The 18,460-nt window shown below is 64.0% G+C and carries 14 protein-coding genes; 11 read left to right on the plus strand and 3 right to left on the minus strand.

Translation table 11 applies throughout. From position 1 onward, the window contains the following. The first annotated feature begins 104 nt into the window (after nt 1-104). Together ABU113_RS12325 and ABU113_RS12330 are read left to right on the plus strand one after the other, a co-directional pair. Entirely contained in the window at nt 105-2,588 is a 2,484-nt protein-coding gene (locus ABU113_RS12325; protein WP_454559796.1) for a TonB-dependent receptor plug domain-containing protein, read from the plus strand. A 26-nt stretch (nt 2,589-2,614) separates the two neighbouring features. Continuing rightward, a complete protein-coding gene (locus tag ABU113_RS12330) occupies nt 2,615-3,709 on the plus strand; it encodes a cytochrome-c peroxidase (protein ID WP_454559797.1) in 1,095 nt (364 codons plus the stop codon). Between the two features lie 9 nt (nt 3,710-3,718). Here the strand turns inward: ABU113_RS12330 and ABU113_RS12335 are convergent, their stop codons facing one another. Next, a complete protein-coding gene (locus tag ABU113_RS12335; RefSeq protein WP_454559798.1) occupies nt 3,719-4,432 on the minus strand; it encodes an energy transducer TonB in 714 nt (237 codons plus the stop codon). A gap of 402 nt (nt 4,433-4,834) precedes the next feature. On the opposite strand from ABU113_RS12335, the gene ABU113_RS12340 reads away from it, so the two are divergent. Continuing rightward, nucleotides 4,835-5,857 carry a DUF1838 family protein gene (locus tag ABU113_RS12340; RefSeq protein ID WP_454559829.1) on the plus strand — a complete coding sequence of 341 codons (1,023 nt, stop codon included), beginning with the start codon at nt 4,835-4,837 and terminating at the stop codon, nt 5,855-5,857. A 47-nt stretch (nt 5,858-5,904) separates the two neighbouring features. On the opposite strand, the gene ABU113_RS12345 is transcribed toward ABU113_RS12340, so the two are convergent. After that, nucleotides 5,905-6,426, minus strand: a complete 522-nt coding sequence (locus ABU113_RS12345; protein WP_454559799.1) for a DUF3598 domain-containing protein — start codon at nt 6,424-6,426, stop codon at nt 5,905-5,907. A 631-nt stretch (nt 6,427-7,057) separates the two neighbouring features. Between ABU113_RS12345 and ABU113_RS12350 the strand changes: the two genes are divergently transcribed. The 8 genes from ABU113_RS12350 to ABU113_RS12385 all read left to right on the plus strand — a co-directional run bounded on the left by ABU113_RS12350 (nt 7,058) and on the right by ABU113_RS12385 (nt 17,144). Continuing rightward, on the plus strand, nt 7,058-9,358 hold the full coding sequence (locus ABU113_RS12350) for a TonB-dependent receptor (protein WP_454559800.1): 2,301 nt from the start codon (nt 7,058-7,060) through the stop codon (nt 9,356-9,358). A 16-nt stretch (nt 9,359-9,374) separates the two neighbouring features. Then, a complete protein-coding gene (locus ABU113_RS12355; protein ID WP_454559801.1) occupies nt 9,375-10,625 on the plus strand; it encodes an MFS transporter in 1,251 nt (416 codons plus the stop codon). Nucleotides 10,626-10,762: 137 nt separating this feature from the next. Then, nucleotides 10,763-11,956: an amidohydrolase family protein gene (locus tag ABU113_RS12360; protein ID WP_454559802.1), complete on the plus strand. Its 1,194-nt coding sequence runs from the start codon at nt 10,763-10,765 to the stop codon at nt 11,954-11,956. Between the two features lie 65 nt (nt 11,957-12,021). Then, nucleotides 12,022-12,927 carry a LysR family transcriptional regulator gene (locus ABU113_RS12365; protein WP_454559803.1) on the plus strand — a complete coding sequence of 302 codons (906 nt, stop codon included), beginning with the start codon at nt 12,022-12,024 and terminating at the stop codon, nt 12,925-12,927. A gap of 29 nt (nt 12,928-12,956) precedes the next feature. Further along, nucleotides 12,957-14,057, plus strand: a complete 1,101-nt coding sequence (locus tag ABU113_RS12370) for a Rieske 2Fe-2S domain-containing protein (protein ID WP_454559804.1) — start codon at nt 12,957-12,959, stop codon at nt 14,055-14,057. 80 nt (nt 14,058-14,137) lie between these two features. Beyond that, the gene (locus ABU113_RS12375; protein WP_454559805.1) at nt 14,138-14,938 is read left to right on the plus strand and encodes an acetoacetate decarboxylase family protein; all 801 of its coding nucleotides are present in this window, start codon (nt 14,138-14,140) and stop codon (nt 14,936-14,938) included. Further along, nucleotides 14,938-15,807, plus strand: coding sequence for an SDR family NAD(P)-dependent oxidoreductase (locus ABU113_RS12380; protein WP_454559806.1), 870 nt, complete (start codon nt 14,938-14,940; stop codon nt 15,805-15,807). The genes ABU113_RS12375 and ABU113_RS12380 overlap by 1 nt, the downstream gene beginning before the upstream one ends. A gap of 17 nt (nt 15,808-15,824) precedes the next feature. Further along, nucleotides 15,825-17,144: an MFS transporter gene (locus ABU113_RS12385; protein WP_454559807.1), complete on the plus strand. Its 1,320-nt coding sequence runs from the start codon at nt 15,825-15,827 to the stop codon at nt 17,142-17,144. Between the two features lie 9 nt (nt 17,145-17,153). On the opposite strand, the gene ABU113_RS12390 is transcribed toward ABU113_RS12385, so the two are convergent. Then, nucleotides 17,154-18,455, minus strand: coding sequence for a helix-turn-helix transcriptional regulator (locus ABU113_RS12390; RefSeq protein WP_454559808.1), 1,302 nt, complete (start codon nt 18,453-18,455; stop codon nt 17,154-17,156). Between the last annotated feature and the right edge of the window lie 5 nt (nt 18,456-18,460).

The following is an 18,460-nucleotide window of genomic DNA, read 5'->3' on the forward strand; positions in this document are numbered from 1 at the left end:
CTATATGTCTATCTGTTCTTGCGAATCGGTCGCATTCTCTATTTCGGATCGGAATGATCGGAAAAATGCGGCTTGCGGTTGATGATGTTCGTCAGGGGGCGAAAATGCGTGTGACGGTATCGAAGTTGGCACTGGTGAGCGTGATGCTGCTGCCGGTGGGCGTGGCCCGGGCAGCGGAAGGCGATCGACTGCCGCAGGTGACGGTGGAGGAGACCGCCAAGGCTCCATCGGCTTACAAGATCGGCGATCCCATCGATTCCGGCACCACCAGCATCGATCGCGCGGCGATCGATGCGCGCAATTCGGGTAACGGCGACGCCAACGAACTGCTGAAGGTGCTGCCGCATGTGCAGTTCGACCGCAATCAGGCCAGTGGTAATCGTGCCGATATCCGCGATCTGCGGCCCGCCGACATCTCCATCTCCGGCGGCCGCTTCTACGACAACTTCATCTCGGTCGATGGTGTGGGCGTCAATTCCCGTCTTGACGTCACCAACGACAACCCGGCCGATGCCCAGGACGTGGCGGGCGTCAGCGCCCAGACCGTCTGGGTGGATGCCGATCTGGTGGGGTCGATCACGCTGCGTGACAGCAATGTCTCCGCGGAATATGGCGGTTTCACCGGCGGCGTGCTGGAGATCGAGACCCGCGATCCCGGTGACCGGGTGGGGGCGTCGGTGGGCATCGCCTGCACCAGCGAGGATTTCACCAAGTTCGAACTGGACCGCGAGACCAGGGCGTCGCTGAGCGAGCCCTATCCCAGCAAGCCGTCGTTCGAGAAATGCCGCTACACCGGATCGGTCGACCTGCCGGCCAGCGAGAAGGTCAAATTCCTGTTCGCGGCCAGCGAACAGAGCGCCAAGGTCACCAACGAGTGGTCGGCCTATTATGGCGGCGGCAACTACGTGACCGAAAGCCACAAGCGCGAGTTTCTCGGCAAGGCGGTCATCACCCTGTCCGACAGTCTGACGCTGCGGGCCGAGGCCAAGTATGCGCCCTATTCCGAGGAGTCGTCGATCAACAACTCGCGCAATGCCTATGTTGAGAGCCAGGGCGGCGGTACCACCGCCCGGCTGCGGCTGGATGGCACGCGCGGCGAGGCGAGCTGGCAGCTGGAGGCGAGCTACGCCCGGTCGGTGACCGACCGCAACGCGCCCAACGGCTCCTACAGCTGGTCGTCGGCCGCCAGCGCGATCGACTGGTGCACGCTGTCGAGCTGCAGCGAGGGCGGCCATGGCGACATCGATCAGCGCCAGGAGGACATGGTGGTGAAAGGCCAGTGGCAGCAGCCGCTGGGCATCGGCGAGTGGCGCGCCGGTTTCAATTATGGCCATGTCTCGGCCGACAAGCAGCGGCTGGAGGACCTCTACCAGTACAGCCGCGGCACCTACGACACCCGCACGGTCTGCGCCGATGCCAGCGACACCGCCTGCATCACGGGCCAGATCGCGCTTGCCCAGTACAACTATTATGCCGCCTATCATGCCAAGGTGAACCTCGACAGCATCGGCGCCTGGACCGAATACCAGTTCAGTCTCGCCGACCTGACGGTGCGTGCCGGCCTGCGCTATGACCATGAAAGCTTTCTCGGCAACCACAATGTCGCGCCGCGTCTGTCGGCGAGCTATGCGCTGCCACTGGGCCTCAACCTGACCTTCGGCGCCAATCGCTATTACAGCCGCAGCTTCCTGTCCTACGCGATCATGGAGCAGATGCCGGATACCTACATCTACCGCCGTACCGGCACGCTGACCAACGGCTCACTGGTGTTCTCCGACAACTGGACGCTCTACCAGCACACCCGCCCGGCGCAATATTCCAGCGCCGATTTGAAGACGCCCTATTCCGACGAACTGACGGGCGCGCTCATGGGCCAGGCGCTTGGTGGTCAATTCCGCCTGAAGGGCGTCATCCGACACAACAAGGATGAGTTCTCTCGCTCGCTGAACGAGATCGTCAGCTACGATCGGGAGACGGGCGGCACCTCGGTGCACGCCAGCTATGACCTCACCAACGACGGCGGCACGCGTTACCGCAGCCTGTCAGCCGAATGGGTCGGCCAGTTCGGCCGCCATGCGCTGGCGTTCAACGTGCAGTGGGAAAAGACTCGCACCACCAACGACGACTACTGGGAAACCTATGAGGAAGACGCGTTCGACATCGACTATGTCGTCTTCAACGGCGCTGTGATCAGCGAGCGCGAACTGCGCTGGAACAACCGTCGCGCCAATTACGGCGGCTCCTGGAAGGCGACGGCCGACTGGACCTCGGTGTGGCTGGATGACCGCCTGAGCGTCAATCTGAACGCCCAGTGGCGGGACAAGTATCGCCGGCTGGAGGACACCGGCGTCAACACGAGCATCGATGGCGTAACCTATGACGTGTACGACTGGGTGCGTTACAAGTCGCTGGTGACCGTGAACATGAATGTGATGGCCGACATCATGCGCAGCCGCTTTGGGCGCCTGATCGGTGAAGTGCGGGTGACGAATCTGCTCTCCAATGCCGTGGATACCGACACGGTCACGACGTCCGAGCCCTACGAGATCGGCCGCGCCGTATGGTTGGGCCTGCGGTACAAATATTGATGCGCGGCGCGCGGAGTGAGGCGGAGATGACGGGCAGGCCGGGCTGGCGCCGGACTCTGGGTTTGCAGGTGTTGGCGGCGTCGGCCCTGCTGGGGGCGGGAACGGCCAGTCCGCCTGACATCGCCACCTTGCGGACGCTCTATGCCGGTCCGCCCGACAGCTGGCCGGCGCCGACCCTGCATGAGGGCGCGCGGTTCACCGAGTTTGGTCCCCGGCCACCTGTCAAGCATCCGGCCGACAACCCGCCCAGCCCGGCCAAGGTCGCGTTGGGTGAGCGGCTGTTCAATGATCCGAAACTTTCGGGGTCAGGCCAGTTTGCCTGCGCCTCCTGCCACAACCCGGAGCTGGGTCTGGGCGACGGCCTGAAAACCGCCTTCGGCCATGACCGCCAGCGCGGTCAGCGCAATGCGCCACACCTTTTCGCGGTGGCCTGGCAGAGCAGCTTCTTCTGGGATGGGCGCGCGGCCAGCCTGGAGGAGCAGGCGCTGATGCCGATCGCCAACCCTATCGAGATGGCCGGAGACGGCGATGTCATCGTCGAGCGACTGTATGCGGTGCCGGACTATCGCGCCGATTTTGCCAAAGCCTTCGGGGATGAGAGTATATCGCTGGAACGGATTGCCCAGGCGCTGGCCACATTCGAGCGAACGTTGAAACCCCGTTCCAGCCTATGGGATCGGGCACTGGAGCGCGGCACCGGCGTGTTCAACGATCAGCAGTTGTTGGGCCTGCATCTGTTCCGCACCAAGGCGGGCTGCGCCAACTGTCACAGTGGGCCGCTGTTCACCGACGACGGCTTTCACAACATCGGACTGACCTACTACGGGCGAAAGCTGGAGGACCTCGGTCGCTTCACGATGACGGGCGTTTCGGCGGACGTCGGTCGCTTCAAGACGCCATCACTGCGCGGTCTCTCGCGAACCGGCCCCTACATGCACAATGGTGTCATGCCGCGCCTGCAAGGCGTGGTGGCCTTCTACAACGGCGGCGGCGCCAACCCGAGGCCCACGGCTGAACAGGCCGATGATCCGAAATTTCCGCGCACAGATCCGTTGCTCAAGCCGCTCGACCTCAGTCGCGAGGAGCAGGCGGCGTTGGTCGCCTTCCTGGAAACGCTTTAGCTGCCTGCACTAACCAGCCGTCGCCGGTCGCCGGATGTGAAACGCCAGTGGCACCTCGAACTGGCGGACCCGCCAGCGGGTGCCGTGTGGCGGCGGCGGGAAGGGGCTGGCCGCCTTCAGTTGCCGCATGGCGACAAGGTCGAGCGCCGGCGCGCCGCTACCCGCGCGCAGCCTGACGTCGAGCACCCTCCCGCGACGATCCAGCGTGAAGGCGATCAGCACGACGCCCTCGATCTGGCGCCCGGCGACATCGCGCGGGTAGGCCTTGTGCTTTTCGATCCACGCCAGGACGGTCGCGGCGTAGGGATCGGCGGCACCCCGCCCGGCGCCGGTCGCCGGCGTTTTCCCTGTTGCGCCATCGGCGGCGACAAGTCCGTCATGACGATCAACTGCCGCCGCCGGGCCTGGCGCCCCTTGAGACGTTGGCTGGTTGGCCGCTGACTCGGTTCCGGCGTCTGGCATCGGGAGGGGGGCGGCATTCTGGGCAGCGTCGCTGGTAACGGTGATACTGGGCTCTGCTGGTGGCGCCATGCGGACCGGCAGCAGGGTGGGCGCGGGGACCGGCGCGACCTGTTGCGCGGCGGCGGCCGCTCCGGAATCGGCACTCGCCGTTGGTAGCAGCGCGACCTCAAGTGTCGGTGACTGGCCGCCCACATGTGCGACCTGCCAGGTGGCGAACAGGCCAGCGACGACTCCCAGATGCAGTGATGCCGTCAGCAGCATCCCGCCAAAACGGGAGGGTGTCTCCAGCAGGGACGCCAGCCGGCCGCCGCGGACAGGGTCCGCACTGACGCAAGACAAGCCCTGAATTGGCAGGGGCCATCGAAGGGAAACGGTCTGAAACACGATCAGGCGACAGCTGGATAAGCGATGACGGGAGTGATGCTGCATTCATGGTAATGATGTTGTGAATCGATTGCAATTAGACTCCCCGCGCCTGTGACATGTCGTCGCCTGCCCACCTGTCGGGCAGCGTACCGATCGGCGCGGGCGTGGCAGCCGGTCGCCACTAACATCTCCCCTGCCGCGCACAGGCCGAGGAGCAAGGGGTCGAGCGACAACCTCGAAGCGTGCAGTCAACCAGGTGGGCACCATCGTGCCGCACGGGCAGGGGAACGACGAGTGATGCAATCCATTCTGAGCAGTGTGACGCGCCGGGCAGCGCTGGGCGGCTTTGCCGCGCTTGGCGGCGCTGCGTTGGCCGCGCCAGCGGTCGGCGCGGTGCCGTCAAAAAGTGACCTGCGGCCGCTTGATGTCAGTGATCCACGTGAGAATCTGTATGGCTTTGCCAAGATGTGGGGAACGATTGGTCCCAAGGCCGTGCTGTCAGGTTATCAGGGTGTGCAGTACGCGATCGTTGGCGACAAGCGGGCGATGCCGTTGTTCGGCTACTGCGGCTTCGGCAACATTCGCAACGTCATTCAGCCCGACGGCACGGTGAAGGTGATGGGCAAGGAGTGCGGATACTTCACCGATCTCGCGACGGGTGAAATCATTGACCACTGGGACAATCCGTGGACGGGCGAGCGGGTGGAGGTGTTTCCTTTCCTCAACGATCGGTTCCGTGGCTCACTGGGGCTGGAGCGCAAGGTGTTCAGGGTTGGCGACGGCGAGACCGTCAACAATGAGATGGAGGCAACGTCCGCCAATGCTGCCACCAGCGGCGAGCCGTTCCGACTGCCATGGCAGCGCATTGGTGATCAGTACCTGCTCGGCTGGGACTATGCGCACGAATACACCAACCCGGTGACCCCGGAAGGCTGGCCAAAGGCCTCCACCGGCCGCCGCGTCAATCCGTCGGAGCATTTCACCATCTTCACGCCGACAGCCGAAATCGATGATCGTTCTGTGGAGTCAGCGCGCTACCATGCCGGCTTCATGCGCCAGGCGCCTTGGTGGCCATGGATGCTGATGGGCCGGAGCGGGGTGCACGGCGTGCTGATGGGCCGCATGCACAGCTACAAGATCACTGGCGGACCCGAGGACGTGCCGCCGGCGGTGCTCAAGCGGGTAGAGCGTGACCGGCCGGACCTGCTGGAGGAGCCGACCGACGGGCCGGACGAAGGCGTGCGCGGCACGCTGGAGGCCTATGTCGAGGAGGTGCCGCCGGAGGTGCCGGGCTATGTGCCGCCGCATAAGCATCCCTGATACCGGGATGGGGCGCCGAGGTTGGCGGCGCCCCTGTGCGGCGCGCCTCAATTATCGGGCGCGGCGTTGTTGGTCCAGTTGCGCCAGTCCCGGCTGACCAGGCGCTCGTCGATCAGCGTGCGCTGGTAGCAGACGCCATCGCGGAACCACTGCCAGGTGCGGGCCCGGTTGCGTGCGGCGTCATCGATCTGGATCATCTCGTAGAGATAGATGCCGGGCTCGTTCTTGCGGGTCCAGTTGAGGCAGCTGGAGCGGTTGAAGTCGTCAGGCTGCATGGTGGCGCACCAGCCCTTGATCAATTCGTTGTCCCACCAGATACGACCGTTCTCGTAGCGGGCGGGAAACTCGCGCACTTCGGTGCGGCCGTCCTCCCAGAAATAATGATTGGTCTGGTGATAGTATTCCGCATCGCCATCGCGCGTCAGGCGACAGAACAGGCGGGATCGGTGCTGGTCCACGAGCTTGCCGGTGGCGGCGTCGTAGTAGCGATACCAGCCCTCCCATACGCCTTCGTTGCGGGCGAGAATCGGCATGGCCTCGGCGAGGCCGGGCGAAGTCGTGTCGGTCATTGAACTTTCCCTGTTCTTTTGTGGTGTCGGCGCCTGGACGGTGCGGATCCAACTCTAGGCGTTCGCGTATCCGACACCGTTGGCCGGGCGATAATTGTTCGGCTGGCGGCCACTTCGCGGACCCGCCTCGACGTTCGTCCGCGGCCTTGAGGGGGCCCTTCTTGGCAGGCTCCCGGGGCAGCGAGGATGCGCGCATTACAGGCCTTTCGTGCTTCGCGGGCGAGCGGTGGTGCCGGTTGTCATGAATGACTGATCCATTTCCGCGTCGTCGTGCCCGGCCCTCCCGGTGTCGTCGCGGGATGCCGACGATGGCGGCTCTGGCATTGTCCCCAAATGGGGATATTGTCCACGGGTGATCGGTCGTCAAATAACGCAAATGGCAAGGAATCGGCCAAAAAATAACAAAAAGGAGCAAAAAATTACGCTTAATGCCCCGAACAGTGTCGATCTTGGTGATCCGGGAGGTGAATCTGGCCTCATGATTGATCGTCCTGGGAAACAGTGTGGCCACCAGAGCGGCGGAACAGCCGCCAGGTTCGCGTCGGGGCAACGGGAAGGCTTGAGACGTCCAGCAAGGCAAGGGCCAGGCAAAAGGCCGCGCCTCAATAAAAACAGGGGAGATAAGTCTGTCATGAAGTCAGTTCTGTTCATTGCCGGGGCCGCGACGGTACTCGGCTCGGTGCCATCGCTTGCGCAGCAAGACTCCAGTACCAGCCAGCAGGTGCTGGATGATTTCGCAGAAATCGTCGTTACCGCCCAGCGCCGCGAGCAGCGGCTGGTCGACGTGCCGATCTCGGTTTCGGCGGTCAGTCAAGCGGCGCTCGATCGCGCCCAGGTTCGCACCGTCACCGACATCGCCACCGTGGTGCCGAACATCCAGATCAACGAGACGATCGGTAACAGTTTCGGGCCGTTGATTACCATTCGTGGTCTGTCGCCATCGGCGGATACCAGCCTGGCCCGCGACCAGCCGGTCGGCCTCTACATTGACGGCGTGCCGATCGGCAAGTCGACCGGTGCCGCGTTCGACACGGTGGATCTGGAACGGGTGGAGGTGCTGCGCGGTCCCCAGGGCACGCTTTATGGCAAGAACACCATCGGCGGCGCGGTGAACCTGATCACGCGCAAACCGAGCGGCGAGTTCGGTGGCCAGTTCACGTCAAGTGCCGGCAGTTACGGCCAGTTCAGCCAGCGGCTGACCGTGGATCTGCCTGAAGTTGCCGGTTTCAGCGCCAAGGTGGGCATCATCTCCAAGCTCGATGATGGCTATTACCGCAACGCGCTGCGTTCGGAAAATTTCGGTGACGAGGAACTGTGGGCCGGTCGGGTCGACCTGCTGTGGCGACCGTCCGACGCTTTCAGCGCGCTCTACAGCTATGACATCACGGATAGCAACGGGACGCCGAACCAGCTGGTCACCACCGCGGTGACGGGCTCCGGCTCCACCGCCTTCGTCAATGCGATGCTGGCGCCCTATGTGGTGTCCGGCCGGACCCGCGAGATTGGCGCGCAGAGCGCGCTTTACAGTGACTTCAAGACCACGGGTCATGCGCTGACGCTGGAATGGCAGCCCGGCATTGGCGACATGACACTCAAGTCGATCACCGCACGCCGCACCGCGCGGACCAGTTCGCAGAGTGATTTCGACGGTAGTCCGCTGGATATCCTGCGCTTCATCCTGGACAACGATTACAAGCAATTCACCCAGGAATTCCAAGCGATTGGTACCACCGGCGACTTTAAGTACACGCTCGGCCTATTCTATCTCGACGACGACTACGACGTTTACAATCCGCGCTGGAATTTCCAGTTCGGCGGTAACAGTTACGACATCAGCGAACGCGGCGGCGGCTCCAAGTCCTATGCGGGCTACAGCCAGCTCGCCTGGACGCCCAAGGCGCTTGACGAGAAACTGACGGCCTCCGTCGGCGTGCGCTACACCCGCGAATCCAAGCACGCCTACGAACTGCTGCTGTCCAACTCGGCCTACCGGGTCAATCCGGCGGCCGCCGGGTCCGGTGTCTTTGTCCGCGATGCGAACGGCAATCCGGTGACCCGTAGCGGTCAGCCCGCCGCCGGTGCCCGCCCCGGCGCGGGGGGCATCGGCTATACCGACCTGATCCCGATGGAAAGCTCGGGCGTCTGGAAGCGCTTCAACCCCGAGTTCAACATTCTCTACAAGTTCCAGCCGGATGTCTCCGTTTACGGACGTGTGGCGACGGGCTTCAAGAGCGGCGGCATCAACGACACCGCGGCCACCAATGCCGCGTTCCTGACCTCCTATAACCCGGAAAAACTGACCTCGTTCGAACTGGGCGTGAAATACGCGGGGTTCGGCAACGCGCTGCGCCTGAACGCGGCGGTCTATCATTCCATCTACAAGGACTTTCAGGCCGGCGTGTTCGTGCCGGCATTGGTGACGACCAATATCATCAACGCCGGCGAGGCGAAGTTCACCGGCATCGAGATCGAAGGATCGCTGCGGCCGCTCGACGGCTTCATGATCAATTTCGGTGCCGGCTACATCGACGCGCGCTACACCGACTTCGTACTGCCCAACGGCACCGACGTGACCAAGACATACGTCATCCCGCGGGTGCCGGAATGGAACTATCAGCTAGGCGCGATCTACAGCCGCGATCTCGGCATGGGCACGCTGGAGGCGAGCGTGAACTACAGCTGGCGGAGCAGCCAGTTCACCTCGATCACGCCCGATCCGCTGGCAAAGCTGCCGTCCTACGGCCTCCTCGATGCCCGGATCGCGCTGGCCGATATCGCGCTGTTCGGCAAGAGCACGCTTGAACTGGCGTTGTGGGGCAAGAATCTGGCCGACAAGGAGTACAAGGTCAGCGCCATCAACCTGAGCTTCCTGACACTCGGCCAGTACGGTGACCCGCGCACTCTCGGCGGCGAACTGCGCGTTCGCTTCTAAGGACAACGAGACGGACATGCTGTTTAATCCTGACCCGCCGCGACACCGTTCGCGGCGGGTCTTTTCCTTCCTTGGCGTGGTGACGTTTCTGATCGCCATCGGCAACACCGGGCTGGTGTCGGTCATGCCGGCCATCGGCCGGATGCTCGCCATCCCTGATTATCTGGTCGCCAGCATTTTCTCGCTCTCCGCCCTCACCTGGGCAGTCAGCGCGCCGCTCTGGGTGTCGCGCATCAGTCGCGCCGGGCCGAACTACTATATCCGGGCGGGTCTGGTGGGCTTTATTGCGTCGATGGCCGGCTGTGCGCTGTCGGTGAAACTGGGATTGCTCGGCCTGCTGGCGCCGCTGGCGACCTTCGGTGTCTTTTTCGTGCTGCGCTCGATCTACGGCCTGCTCGGCTCGGCCAGCGCCACGGCGACGCAGGCGCTGATCGCGTTTGAAACCGAGGGCGCGCAGCGGACACGGGCCTTGACCACGCTCGCCGGCGCGCTCAGCCTCGGAACCATCGTCGGTCCAGCCATAGCGCCGGCGATGATCGTCGAACCACTGGGGCCGCTGGGGCCGATGATCGGGTTTGCCCTGCTCGGGGGCCTGGCGCTCGCGGGCACGGTTGTCTTTCTCGCGCCGACGGCGGTGGCGCGCGCCCAGGTGCCGGCCGCCAGCGGCAGGGTCTCGCTTGTGGCGGTCTGGCGTCGCCCTGGTGTGGGGCGGCATCTCACCTTCGGGATGCTGCTGTGTTCAGCGCAGGCGATCAACATCTACACCATCGGCTTTGTGATCATCGACCGCATGAACGGCGGGCCCATGGCCGCCCAGCGCATGATCGGTCTTACCATGACGGCGGGCGCGGCGGTGGCGCTGGCGGCGCAATGGGGGCTGGTACGGCTGTTGTCGCCATCGCCGCTGACGATGATGCGCGTGGGGACTGCGCTGGCTATGGCAGGCAACGCGCTGGCCACCTTCGACAACGGCACGAACGCCGCGTTCTGGGCCTTTGTCGCGGCGAGCCTGGGTTACGGCCTTGCCCGCCCCGGGTTCAGCGCGGCGGCGTCGCTGGCGGGCGCCGATGAGGATCAGGTGGCGATCGCCTCCGCCATCACCCTGATTGCGGGCGCCTCGATCACCCTGCCGCCGGTGCTGGCCTCGGCGACCTATCAGTGGTGGTCGCCGTCGCCGTTCGCCATTGCCGCGCTGATAACGGCCGGTCTGCTGGCGGGTGAACTGTCGCCGCGTCGCCGCGGCGCCATTGTTCATGAAGGGCGATAGTGCGTTGCCCGCCGTCTGCTTTTTCCGCGTCGTGAACCGCCTAATGTCGGCCCCGGACATCGCGGCAGCCCGCGCGCCGGCCACGGCGGCGCACCCTGAAGGTTCCGCGACGAGCATATGAATGATTGGAGAAAACCATGGATCGCTACCTTGTCATCTCTTCCGACGGCCATGCCGGTCTGCCGCCGGAGAAGTATCGCGACTATCTGGAAGCCAAGTATCACCAGCGCTTCGATGAGACCGTGCAGCTGGAAATCAAGGCGCGGGAAGAACACGAGAAACGCTTCCTGATCGATGATTTCAACACCAAATGGCGTGCCCGAGTCGGCGATGGCCTCGAAGGCGCATGGGATGGCGCGATCCGCAACCGGGTGCTCGACGGCGATGGCGTGACCGCTGAAGTGCTGTTTCCCGATGGCATCACCGAGCGCAACGCGCCGCCGTTCGGGGCCGATATCGGTCTGCGGCCATCGGCCGAACGCGCCGAACTGCAGTGGGCAGGTGCGCGTGCCCACAATCGCTGGATGGCGGATTTCTGTCGCGACGACCCGCATCGCCGCATTGGCCTGGCGGTGATTCCGGCGCTTTACGATCTGGACGAGACGGCGCGCGAGATCGAGTGGGCGCGCAAGAATGGCCTGAAGGGCGTGTTCTTTCCAGCCTTCACCGAAGGGTTCGATCTGTACAATCACACCAAATATCATCGCATCTGGGCGATGTTGCAGGAAATGAACATGCCGCTTCATTTCCATTCCGGTGCCTCGCCGGCCTATGACACGACGCAGCCGGGCTGGATCGGCACCTTCATGTGCGAGTTCGCCTTCTGGCTGACGCGGCCGCTGTGGACGATGACGTTCGGCGGCGTGTTCGAAGAATTTCCGGAGCTGAAGGTCAGTTTCACCGAGGCGGGTGGCGAGTTCTGGTTCCCGTGGGTGATCCGGCTGATGGACATCCGCGCGTCGGTCAAGCACACCAGTGGCAAGCTCGGCGATTACAACGCCAACATGAGTATGAAGCCCAGCGAGTATTTCGCGCGCAACGTCTGGGTCGGTTGTTCGGCGCTGCCCGACGAGGAGTCGACGCAAGCCTATTACGACATCGGCGTCGACCGCATTCTCTGGGGCACCGACTATCCGCATCCCGAGGGCACCTGGCCGGGCACGCTGGACAAGATGAAGGTCAGCCTGGGCGGGCTGCCGGATGATGACATCCAGGCCATGCTGGGCACCAATGCGCTCGAAATCTATGATCTGGACGCCGAGGCGCTGTGGCGGATCGCCGAGAAAATCGGTCCGCGCCGCGAACTGTTCGCCCGCCAGCCGGCGGAATGACGTTCGTCAAGCGAATTGCATTCGGGTAGAGGGGTGATAGCATAACCCCGTTCAGGGTGGGGGTTATGTCGAGCTGGCGTGGTATCGAGGAGTTTCTTGCCGTCGTGGAGCATGGCAGCTTCACGGCGGCGGGCGATCAGCTCGGCGTTTCCAAGTCCTTCATCAGCAAGACGGTGCATGAACTGGAAGAGCGGCTGGGGGTCCAGCTGCTCGTCCGCACCACCCGGCGGCTGTCGCTCACTGGTGCCGGCGAGAGCTTTCACCGGGAATGCGCGCAGTTGCAGCATCGGCTGTCCGAGGTCGAGAAGCAGATCGCCCGCTATAGCACCGAGCCCGTCGGTCGGCTGCGGATCGGCCTGAGCGACATTTTCGGCTCCGATTACATGTCGGGGCTGCTGGCGGCCTTCAGTGTCGAACACCCCGGCATCGTCATCGAGCCGATTGCCTATCTGAACGAGAACGAGATCGTTCAGGAGAGTTTCGACATCGTCATCCGCTACGGCACGCTGCCCAACTCCAGCCTGCGCGCCCGGACCTTCGGCTACCTTTCCTACTGCCTGTGCGCGTCGCCCGCCTATGTCGCGGCGCGCGGCTGGCCGAAGGCGCCGGGCGACCTGCTGGCTCACGATTGCCTGACCGATCGCAGCACCTCGATCACTTTCAATGACAACATCTGTGTGCGGGTCAATCCGCGCTGGATCAGCAACAGCGGCATCGCTTTGCGCAGCGCTGTGCGCAAGGGGCTGGGCATCGCCAGCCTGCCGGTCACCGTCATCCGTCAGGATCTCGCTGACGGCAAGCTGATCGCCCTGGAGGAGGAGTGGTCCTTCTATGACAAGGACTGCTGGGTGGTGTATTCGCCGGGCATTATCTCGGTGGCGACTCGCGCCTTCATCGACTACCTGGTGCGCCGCACGTCGCGGGTGAAAGTGCGGCCCGACATGGCGGCGTCGCTGGCGGCGCGCTACTGACGCATATTGTTCGCCGGTGCGCACAAAGCGTGCATGAATTGCCTCTTACCTCTTGGCGCCGAGACGATACTCTCGCTCATGAAGCCAGCATTCAAGAATGGCATGAAGAGGAGGATGTGTTGCCCAAGGTAGATCGGTTTCCCATGCCCATTCCCTACGGGTGGTTCGGGGTCGGCTATAGTGCGGACCTGCGGAGCGGAGATGTTCGAGCGGTCCATTATTTCGGGCGCGATCTGGTGCTGTTTCGCAACGAGCAGGGCGAGGCCGGGTTGCTTGACGCCTATTGTCCGCATCTCGGCGCGCACCTGGGCCATGGCGGGCGGGTGGAGGGCGACAGCATTCGTTGCCCCTTTCATGCCTGGACCTTCCGTCCCGACGGGTTCTGCAGCGCGATCCCCTACGCCAAGGCCTTTCCGCCGCGCGCCAGGCGCGAGCCATTGACGCAGGCCTATCCGCTGGTCGAGAAATCCGGTGTCATCTGGGCCTGGTATCATCCCGATAATGTCGCGCCGATGTTCGACGTCATCGACTATCCGGAGTTCACCGACCCCGCGTGGGCGCCGCTGGTGAAGCGTGAGTGGCGGTTCGCGAGCAATCCGCAGGAGATCGCCGAGAACGGCGTCGACACGGCTCATTTTCATTATGTCCATGCCATGGACGCGGTGCCCGAGGGCGAGACCGATTACGACGGCGTGCGCCGTCGCAGTATTGCGCGCGGGCTGCGCACGCTCGACCTGCCGACCGGCGAGCGCAAGCAGTTGTCCTATTCGGTCGAGACAATCCAGAACGGCGCCGGCCAGAAATACACGCGCCTGCGGGGACTGGTGGAGCTGTCGCTGCTGGTCATCGCCACGCCGATCGAAGCGGATGACGTCGAGTTGCGCTTCTGCTTCGCCCATTCCAGGGTTGAACCGGGGTCGCCGCAGGAGAAAGCGATCGAACAGGCGATCGCCAATACCTGCGGGCAGTCGGGTGTCGAGGGCGACATTCCCATCTGGCATAACAAGATTCACCGCGCGCAGCCATTCCTCTGCGATGGTGATGGGCCGATCCTGCGCTTCCGGCGCTATTTCGAGCAATTCTACATCGGCGGCCCGGACGGGCGTCGTGTCATCGAGGCAGCCGAGTAGTGCCGCACCGGCGGAACCGGCACGCACAACAATCAGAAGCAGCAATCAATATTAGCACGACAGGTGCAGGGAGAATTGTGATGTCCAGACTACGCTATCTTCAAGGGCCGGTGGAGACCCGCTCGGCGGGGATGCTGCGTAATACCGTTTACGGCATTCGCGCGACCTACGAGACCGACCCGGAAATCATCGCCGCGCTGTTGCCGCGGCCGCTGGACGCGGTGGACCGCCCGGAAATCTGGCTGCAGATGGTGCATGTGGCGATGCACGTCACGGAGACCGAGACCGTGGAGATTGGCGCGCTCACGGTTGGGGTCAACTGTACCCATGAAGGCGCACCGGGTGCTTACTGCTTCCACATGGCCATGGAAGGCGAGACGGTGGTTACCTCCGGCCGGGAACGCTTTGGCGAACCGAAAAAAATCGCCCAGACCCATTTCGAACGCAATGGCGACCATCTGCGCGCCACCTGTTCGCGCCATGGCATCACCTATTTCGAGATCGAAGGCACCATTGGAGAGGCCCTTGATGCGCCGCTCTCCTTCGAGGAGCACCTCTTCTGCTACAAGGGTATGCCATCGATTGACCAGCCAGGCCAGTTTGATGGCGACGTGTTCCTCACCCGTCTCAACTGGCGGCGCAATTACACCGGGCGGCGCGTGATGACGGGCACTATCACGCTGCGGGAGTCGCCTTACGATCCGCTGGTTGATATTCCGGTGCGTCGTATCACTGACATGCAGTATGTCGAGGGCGGCACCGCCACTGGTGGGGTGCTGCTGCGCACGGTGCCGGGCGAGTGGATCGCGCACCACTGGGTCGGGCGTCAGGATGATCCGCGCAATATCGGCGCCGAGGTCGGCGGACGAAAGGCCGCCTGATGCAGGATTTTTCGGGCAAGGTTGCCGTCGTCACCGGCGGCGCCAGCGGCGTGGGCAAGTGCCTGTGCGCCGATCTGGCGCGCGCCGGCGCGCATGTGGTCATCGCGGATATCGAGCCGGCGCGCATCGAGAAGACGCGGGCCGAGATCGCCGCGCTGGGCGATGGCGAGGTGCTGGGTATCGTCTGCGATGTCACCAAGGAGGCTTCGGTGCGGGCGCTCGCCGAACAGGTTTTCGCGCGGTTTTCCACCGTGCATATCCTGTTCAACAACGCCGGTGTCGGTCTGGGCGAGGCACAGCGGAAAATCTGGACCCTGCCGCTCAGCGACTGGCGCTGGGGCATTGATGTCAACGTGCTGGGCGTCGTCCACGGCATCGCGGCCTTCGTGCCGAGGATGCTGGAGGCAGGCGAGGAAGGTGTCGTGGTGAACACCAGCTCCACCAACGGCGGCCTGCGATCGCTGCCCAACACGCCGATCTATGCCGCGACCAAGGCGGCGGTGACCAGCATTTCCGAGGTGCTGCATCAGCAGTTGCTGCGTGAAGGGAGCTTGCTGCGCGCGGCCGTGCTGTTTCCGGGGCCGCACACGGTCAATACCGGTATCATGGCCTCGGGGGAGGTGCGGCCTGCCGACTATGTGGAGAACGCGGCGCAAACCAAAGTCGCGTACCGCACCATGGAGGATCTGGTGCGAACGACCGGACTGAAGCTGCGATTGACGGAGCCGGAGGAGGTTGCCGCCTTCGCGCTGGAGGGGGTGAGGGCACGGCGTTTCTGGCTGCTGCCCGCCAGCGCGGAGAATGATGCGCTGATCGCGGCACGGACGCAGCAGATTCTGGCGCGGCAGGATCCGCCCTCGGCATGGTGACGCAGACAGCTGCGACCATGCCTGGTATCCGCGCGATCGGGCGACCCGGGGTCTATCGCTGGATGGTGGTCGCCATCCTGTTCGTCGGCTACTGCTTCAGTGCCATTGACGCGCGCGTCCTGACGCTGATGGTCGGGCCGATCCAGCATGATCTCAATCTCACGGACTTCGAGATGAGCCTCCTGCAAGGATTTGCCTTCTCGCTGCTGTACAGCATCGCGGCGCTGCCAATCGGCCGCTTCGTGGACCGCGCCCGGCGGCGGGCGACGCTGATCGTCTGGGGCGTGGTCTTCTGGTCGATGATGACGGCGGCGTGTGGCTTCACCAGCAGTTTCATCGGGCTGTTCCTTGCCCGTGTTGGCGTCGGCGTTGGCGAGGCGACGCTGAGCCCGACGGCCTATTCACTGATCAGCGATTATTTCGAGCGTCGGCGCCGCGCGCTGGCGATCAGCTTTTACGCCATCGGTTATCCGATCGGCGGCGGCATGGCCTTACTGGTTGGCGGCTGGCTGCTGACCCATTTCACGGGCCTGGGCGGCGCGACCTTGCCGGCACTGGGGCGCTTCGAACCTTGGCAGATGGTGTTCATCTGTGTTGCGGCACCAGGGTTGATTGTCGCCGCGCTGATGATGCTGATCCGCGAACCACCGCGCCAGGACGTGGCGGTGGAGCTGTCGCCGCACAGCAGCCTGCGCGAGGGCTTCGATTATATTGCCCAGCGGTGGGTGTTGTTCGGCTCGCTGATCGGTTCACTCAGCCTGATCGCGCTGCTCGCCATCGGTACCGCGCTGTGGTTCCCGACCTTTCTGATCCGCAGCTACGGCATGACAGCCGGCGAGGTGGGTCTGCAGTACGGCCTGGTCATGCTGGTGTGCGGCACCATTGGCACCCTGGCGGGCGGCTGGGCTTCCGGCCGGCTGATGCAAAGCGGCAGGGCGGACGCCAACATGCGGGTGGTGCTGGTCGCCACGGTGCTCAAGGGGCTGCCGCTGATCCTCGCGCCGCTGATGCCGTCAGCCATGCTGTCGCTGGGCATGATGGCGATTGGCACCCTGATCGGACAGGCCTCGCAAGGCGTGATGCTGGCGGCGATCCAAGATGTCACGCCCAATCAGCTGCGCGGCCAGGTGACGGCGATCTCGCTGCTGTTCGTCAATCTGCTGGGGACGGGGCTTGGTGCGAGCGTGATTGCCGCGATCACTGATTTCGGATTCGGTGACCAGGGCGCGCTTGGTTATTCCATCGCCATTGCCGGCGCGGTCGTGCTGCCGGTGATCGTCGGTCTGCTGCTGGTCGCGCTGCCCCGCTATCGCCGGGCGGTGGTCGTCCAGAGTTGATCGGATCACTCACCCCAGCATGGCGACACTGCGCAGGATCAGGCGGATCAGTTCCGCCTGGCGATTGACGCCCACCTTGGCGAATATCCGTTTGGAGTAACTGCGCACGGTGCTTTCGGTGAGGCCGAGCTCCCGCGCGGCTTCCGCCAGTGTCAGGCCCTGGGTCAGCAACGCCGCCAGATTTGCTTCTGACGGGGATAGATCGAACAAGGTGGCGATCAGGCGCTCGAACGAGCTGCTGTGGCCGGGGTTCGATGCATAGACGACCACTGCCGGACTCATGTCGGCGGGCCGCTGGCGGTCGCGACGAATGGAACGCACGAGAATACCAAGTCGCGCTGACGCTGTATCGCTGCCACGGAACGCCCGGACAAACTCCGTGTCGCCATCGCTCATGCGCGCGGCGAGCGCGGCGTTGATGGCGTCGCGCAGGCGCGTTGAGTCGGCACGTCCGCACATCACCAACCTGTCGCCGTGCAGCTGAAAGCTGTCGCCGTCATCAATCATCCGCCGGGCGGCGCCGTTGGCGCGGATCATGCGGCCCTTGCCGTCGATGATGAAGGTGCCGATGGTCAGGCGATCGAGCGTGTCGGTCAGCACCTCGATCTCGCTTTCGTCACGATAAATGCGCGAGAACAGTGACATCGAGAGCTCGAAGTGAGGGCGGAGTCGGGCGAGAAAATCCTTGTGCTCGTCGCCAAAGCGCACACCGTTGGCGGGTCCGGTGAGGCCGAGATTGCATTCGAGACCGCCGGCCTCCGATACGTACATGCCGATGGCCTGTTCGATGCCGTAGGGCTGGAGGACGTCCCGGTAGAATTCGTTCTGTGCCAGCTGGGCGGGCGAGGCCACTTCTTCAAGCAAGGCGATGTCGCCTGAGCGTTTAAGCGCGTTGCGCAGGGGGTCAAGGTGGCCAAGCGCTGCGTGTCGGTCGCCGATGTCGCGTGCCAGCGCGCCGTCGACTGGTGGCGTCTTGCCCCAGATAATCATCGGCGCCAGCCCCTTGCGGCTGAGCTGCAGGGTCAGCGCGGCATTGCTGCATCCGATGTGGTCGATCAATGCCCGCAGGAAACTACGCCACGGAAGCTCTTCCAGCGGCCCGTTGTAAAGTCGCGCCAGCAATGCCTCGGTGACCTCAATGCTGCCCATCGCTTTCACTCCCCGTCCGGGATTGTTCATCCTCCCGGTTGTGTTCTTCCGCACCGGTCGCGCCGTGCCGCGGACCCGTCGGGGCCGCGTCGGAAAGGCAGTGACGACCGCCTCGAACGCAGCACGTTGCTCGATCGTTGTCCAGTGGGCGCATTTGAGCAAAACAT

The organism is Parapedomonas caeni, from assembly GCF_041060555.1.
Classification (GTDB): domain Bacteria; phylum Pseudomonadota; class Alphaproteobacteria; order Sphingomonadales; family Sphingomonadaceae; genus CAUJIW01.

Coding starts and splice junctions, on each gene's coding strand:
- ABU113_RS12365 (WP_454559803.1), top strand. CDS start 12,022: ATGTCGAGCTGGCGTGGTATCGAGGAGTTTCTTGCCGTCGTGGAGCAT.
- ABU113_RS12325 (WP_454559796.1), top strand. CDS start 105: ATGCGTGTGACGGTATCGAAGTTGGCACTGGTGAGCGTGATGCTGCTG.
- ABU113_RS12340 (WP_454559829.1), top strand. CDS start 4,835: ATGCAATCCATTCTGAGCAGTGTGACGCGCCGGGCAGCGCTGGGCGGC.
- ABU113_RS12385 (WP_454559807.1), top strand. CDS start 15,825: ATGCCTGGTATCCGCGCGATCGGGCGACCCGGGGTCTATCGCTGGATG.
- ABU113_RS12335 (WP_454559798.1), bottom strand. CDS start 4,432: ATGCTGCTGACGGCATCACTGCATCTGGGAGTCGTCGCTGGCCTGTTC.
- ABU113_RS12360 (WP_454559802.1), top strand. CDS start 10,763: ATGGATCGCTACCTTGTCATCTCTTCCGACGGCCATGCCGGTCTGCCG.
- ABU113_RS12345 (WP_454559799.1), bottom strand. CDS start 6,426: ATGACCGACACGACTTCGCCCGGCCTCGCCGAGGCCATGCCGATTCTC.
- ABU113_RS12380 (WP_454559806.1), top strand. CDS start 14,938: ATGCAGGATTTTTCGGGCAAGGTTGCCGTCGTCACCGGCGGCGCCAGC.
- ABU113_RS12330 (WP_454559797.1), top strand. CDS start 2,615: ATGACGGGCAGGCCGGGCTGGCGCCGGACTCTGGGTTTGCAGGTGTTG.
- ABU113_RS12355 (WP_454559801.1), top strand. CDS start 9,375: ATGCTGTTTAATCCTGACCCGCCGCGACACCGTTCGCGGCGGGTCTTT.
- ABU113_RS12350 (WP_454559800.1), top strand. CDS start 7,058: ATGAAGTCAGTTCTGTTCATTGCCGGGGCCGCGACGGTACTCGGCTCG.
- ABU113_RS12375 (WP_454559805.1), top strand. CDS start 14,138: ATGTCCAGACTACGCTATCTTCAAGGGCCGGTGGAGACCCGCTCGGCG.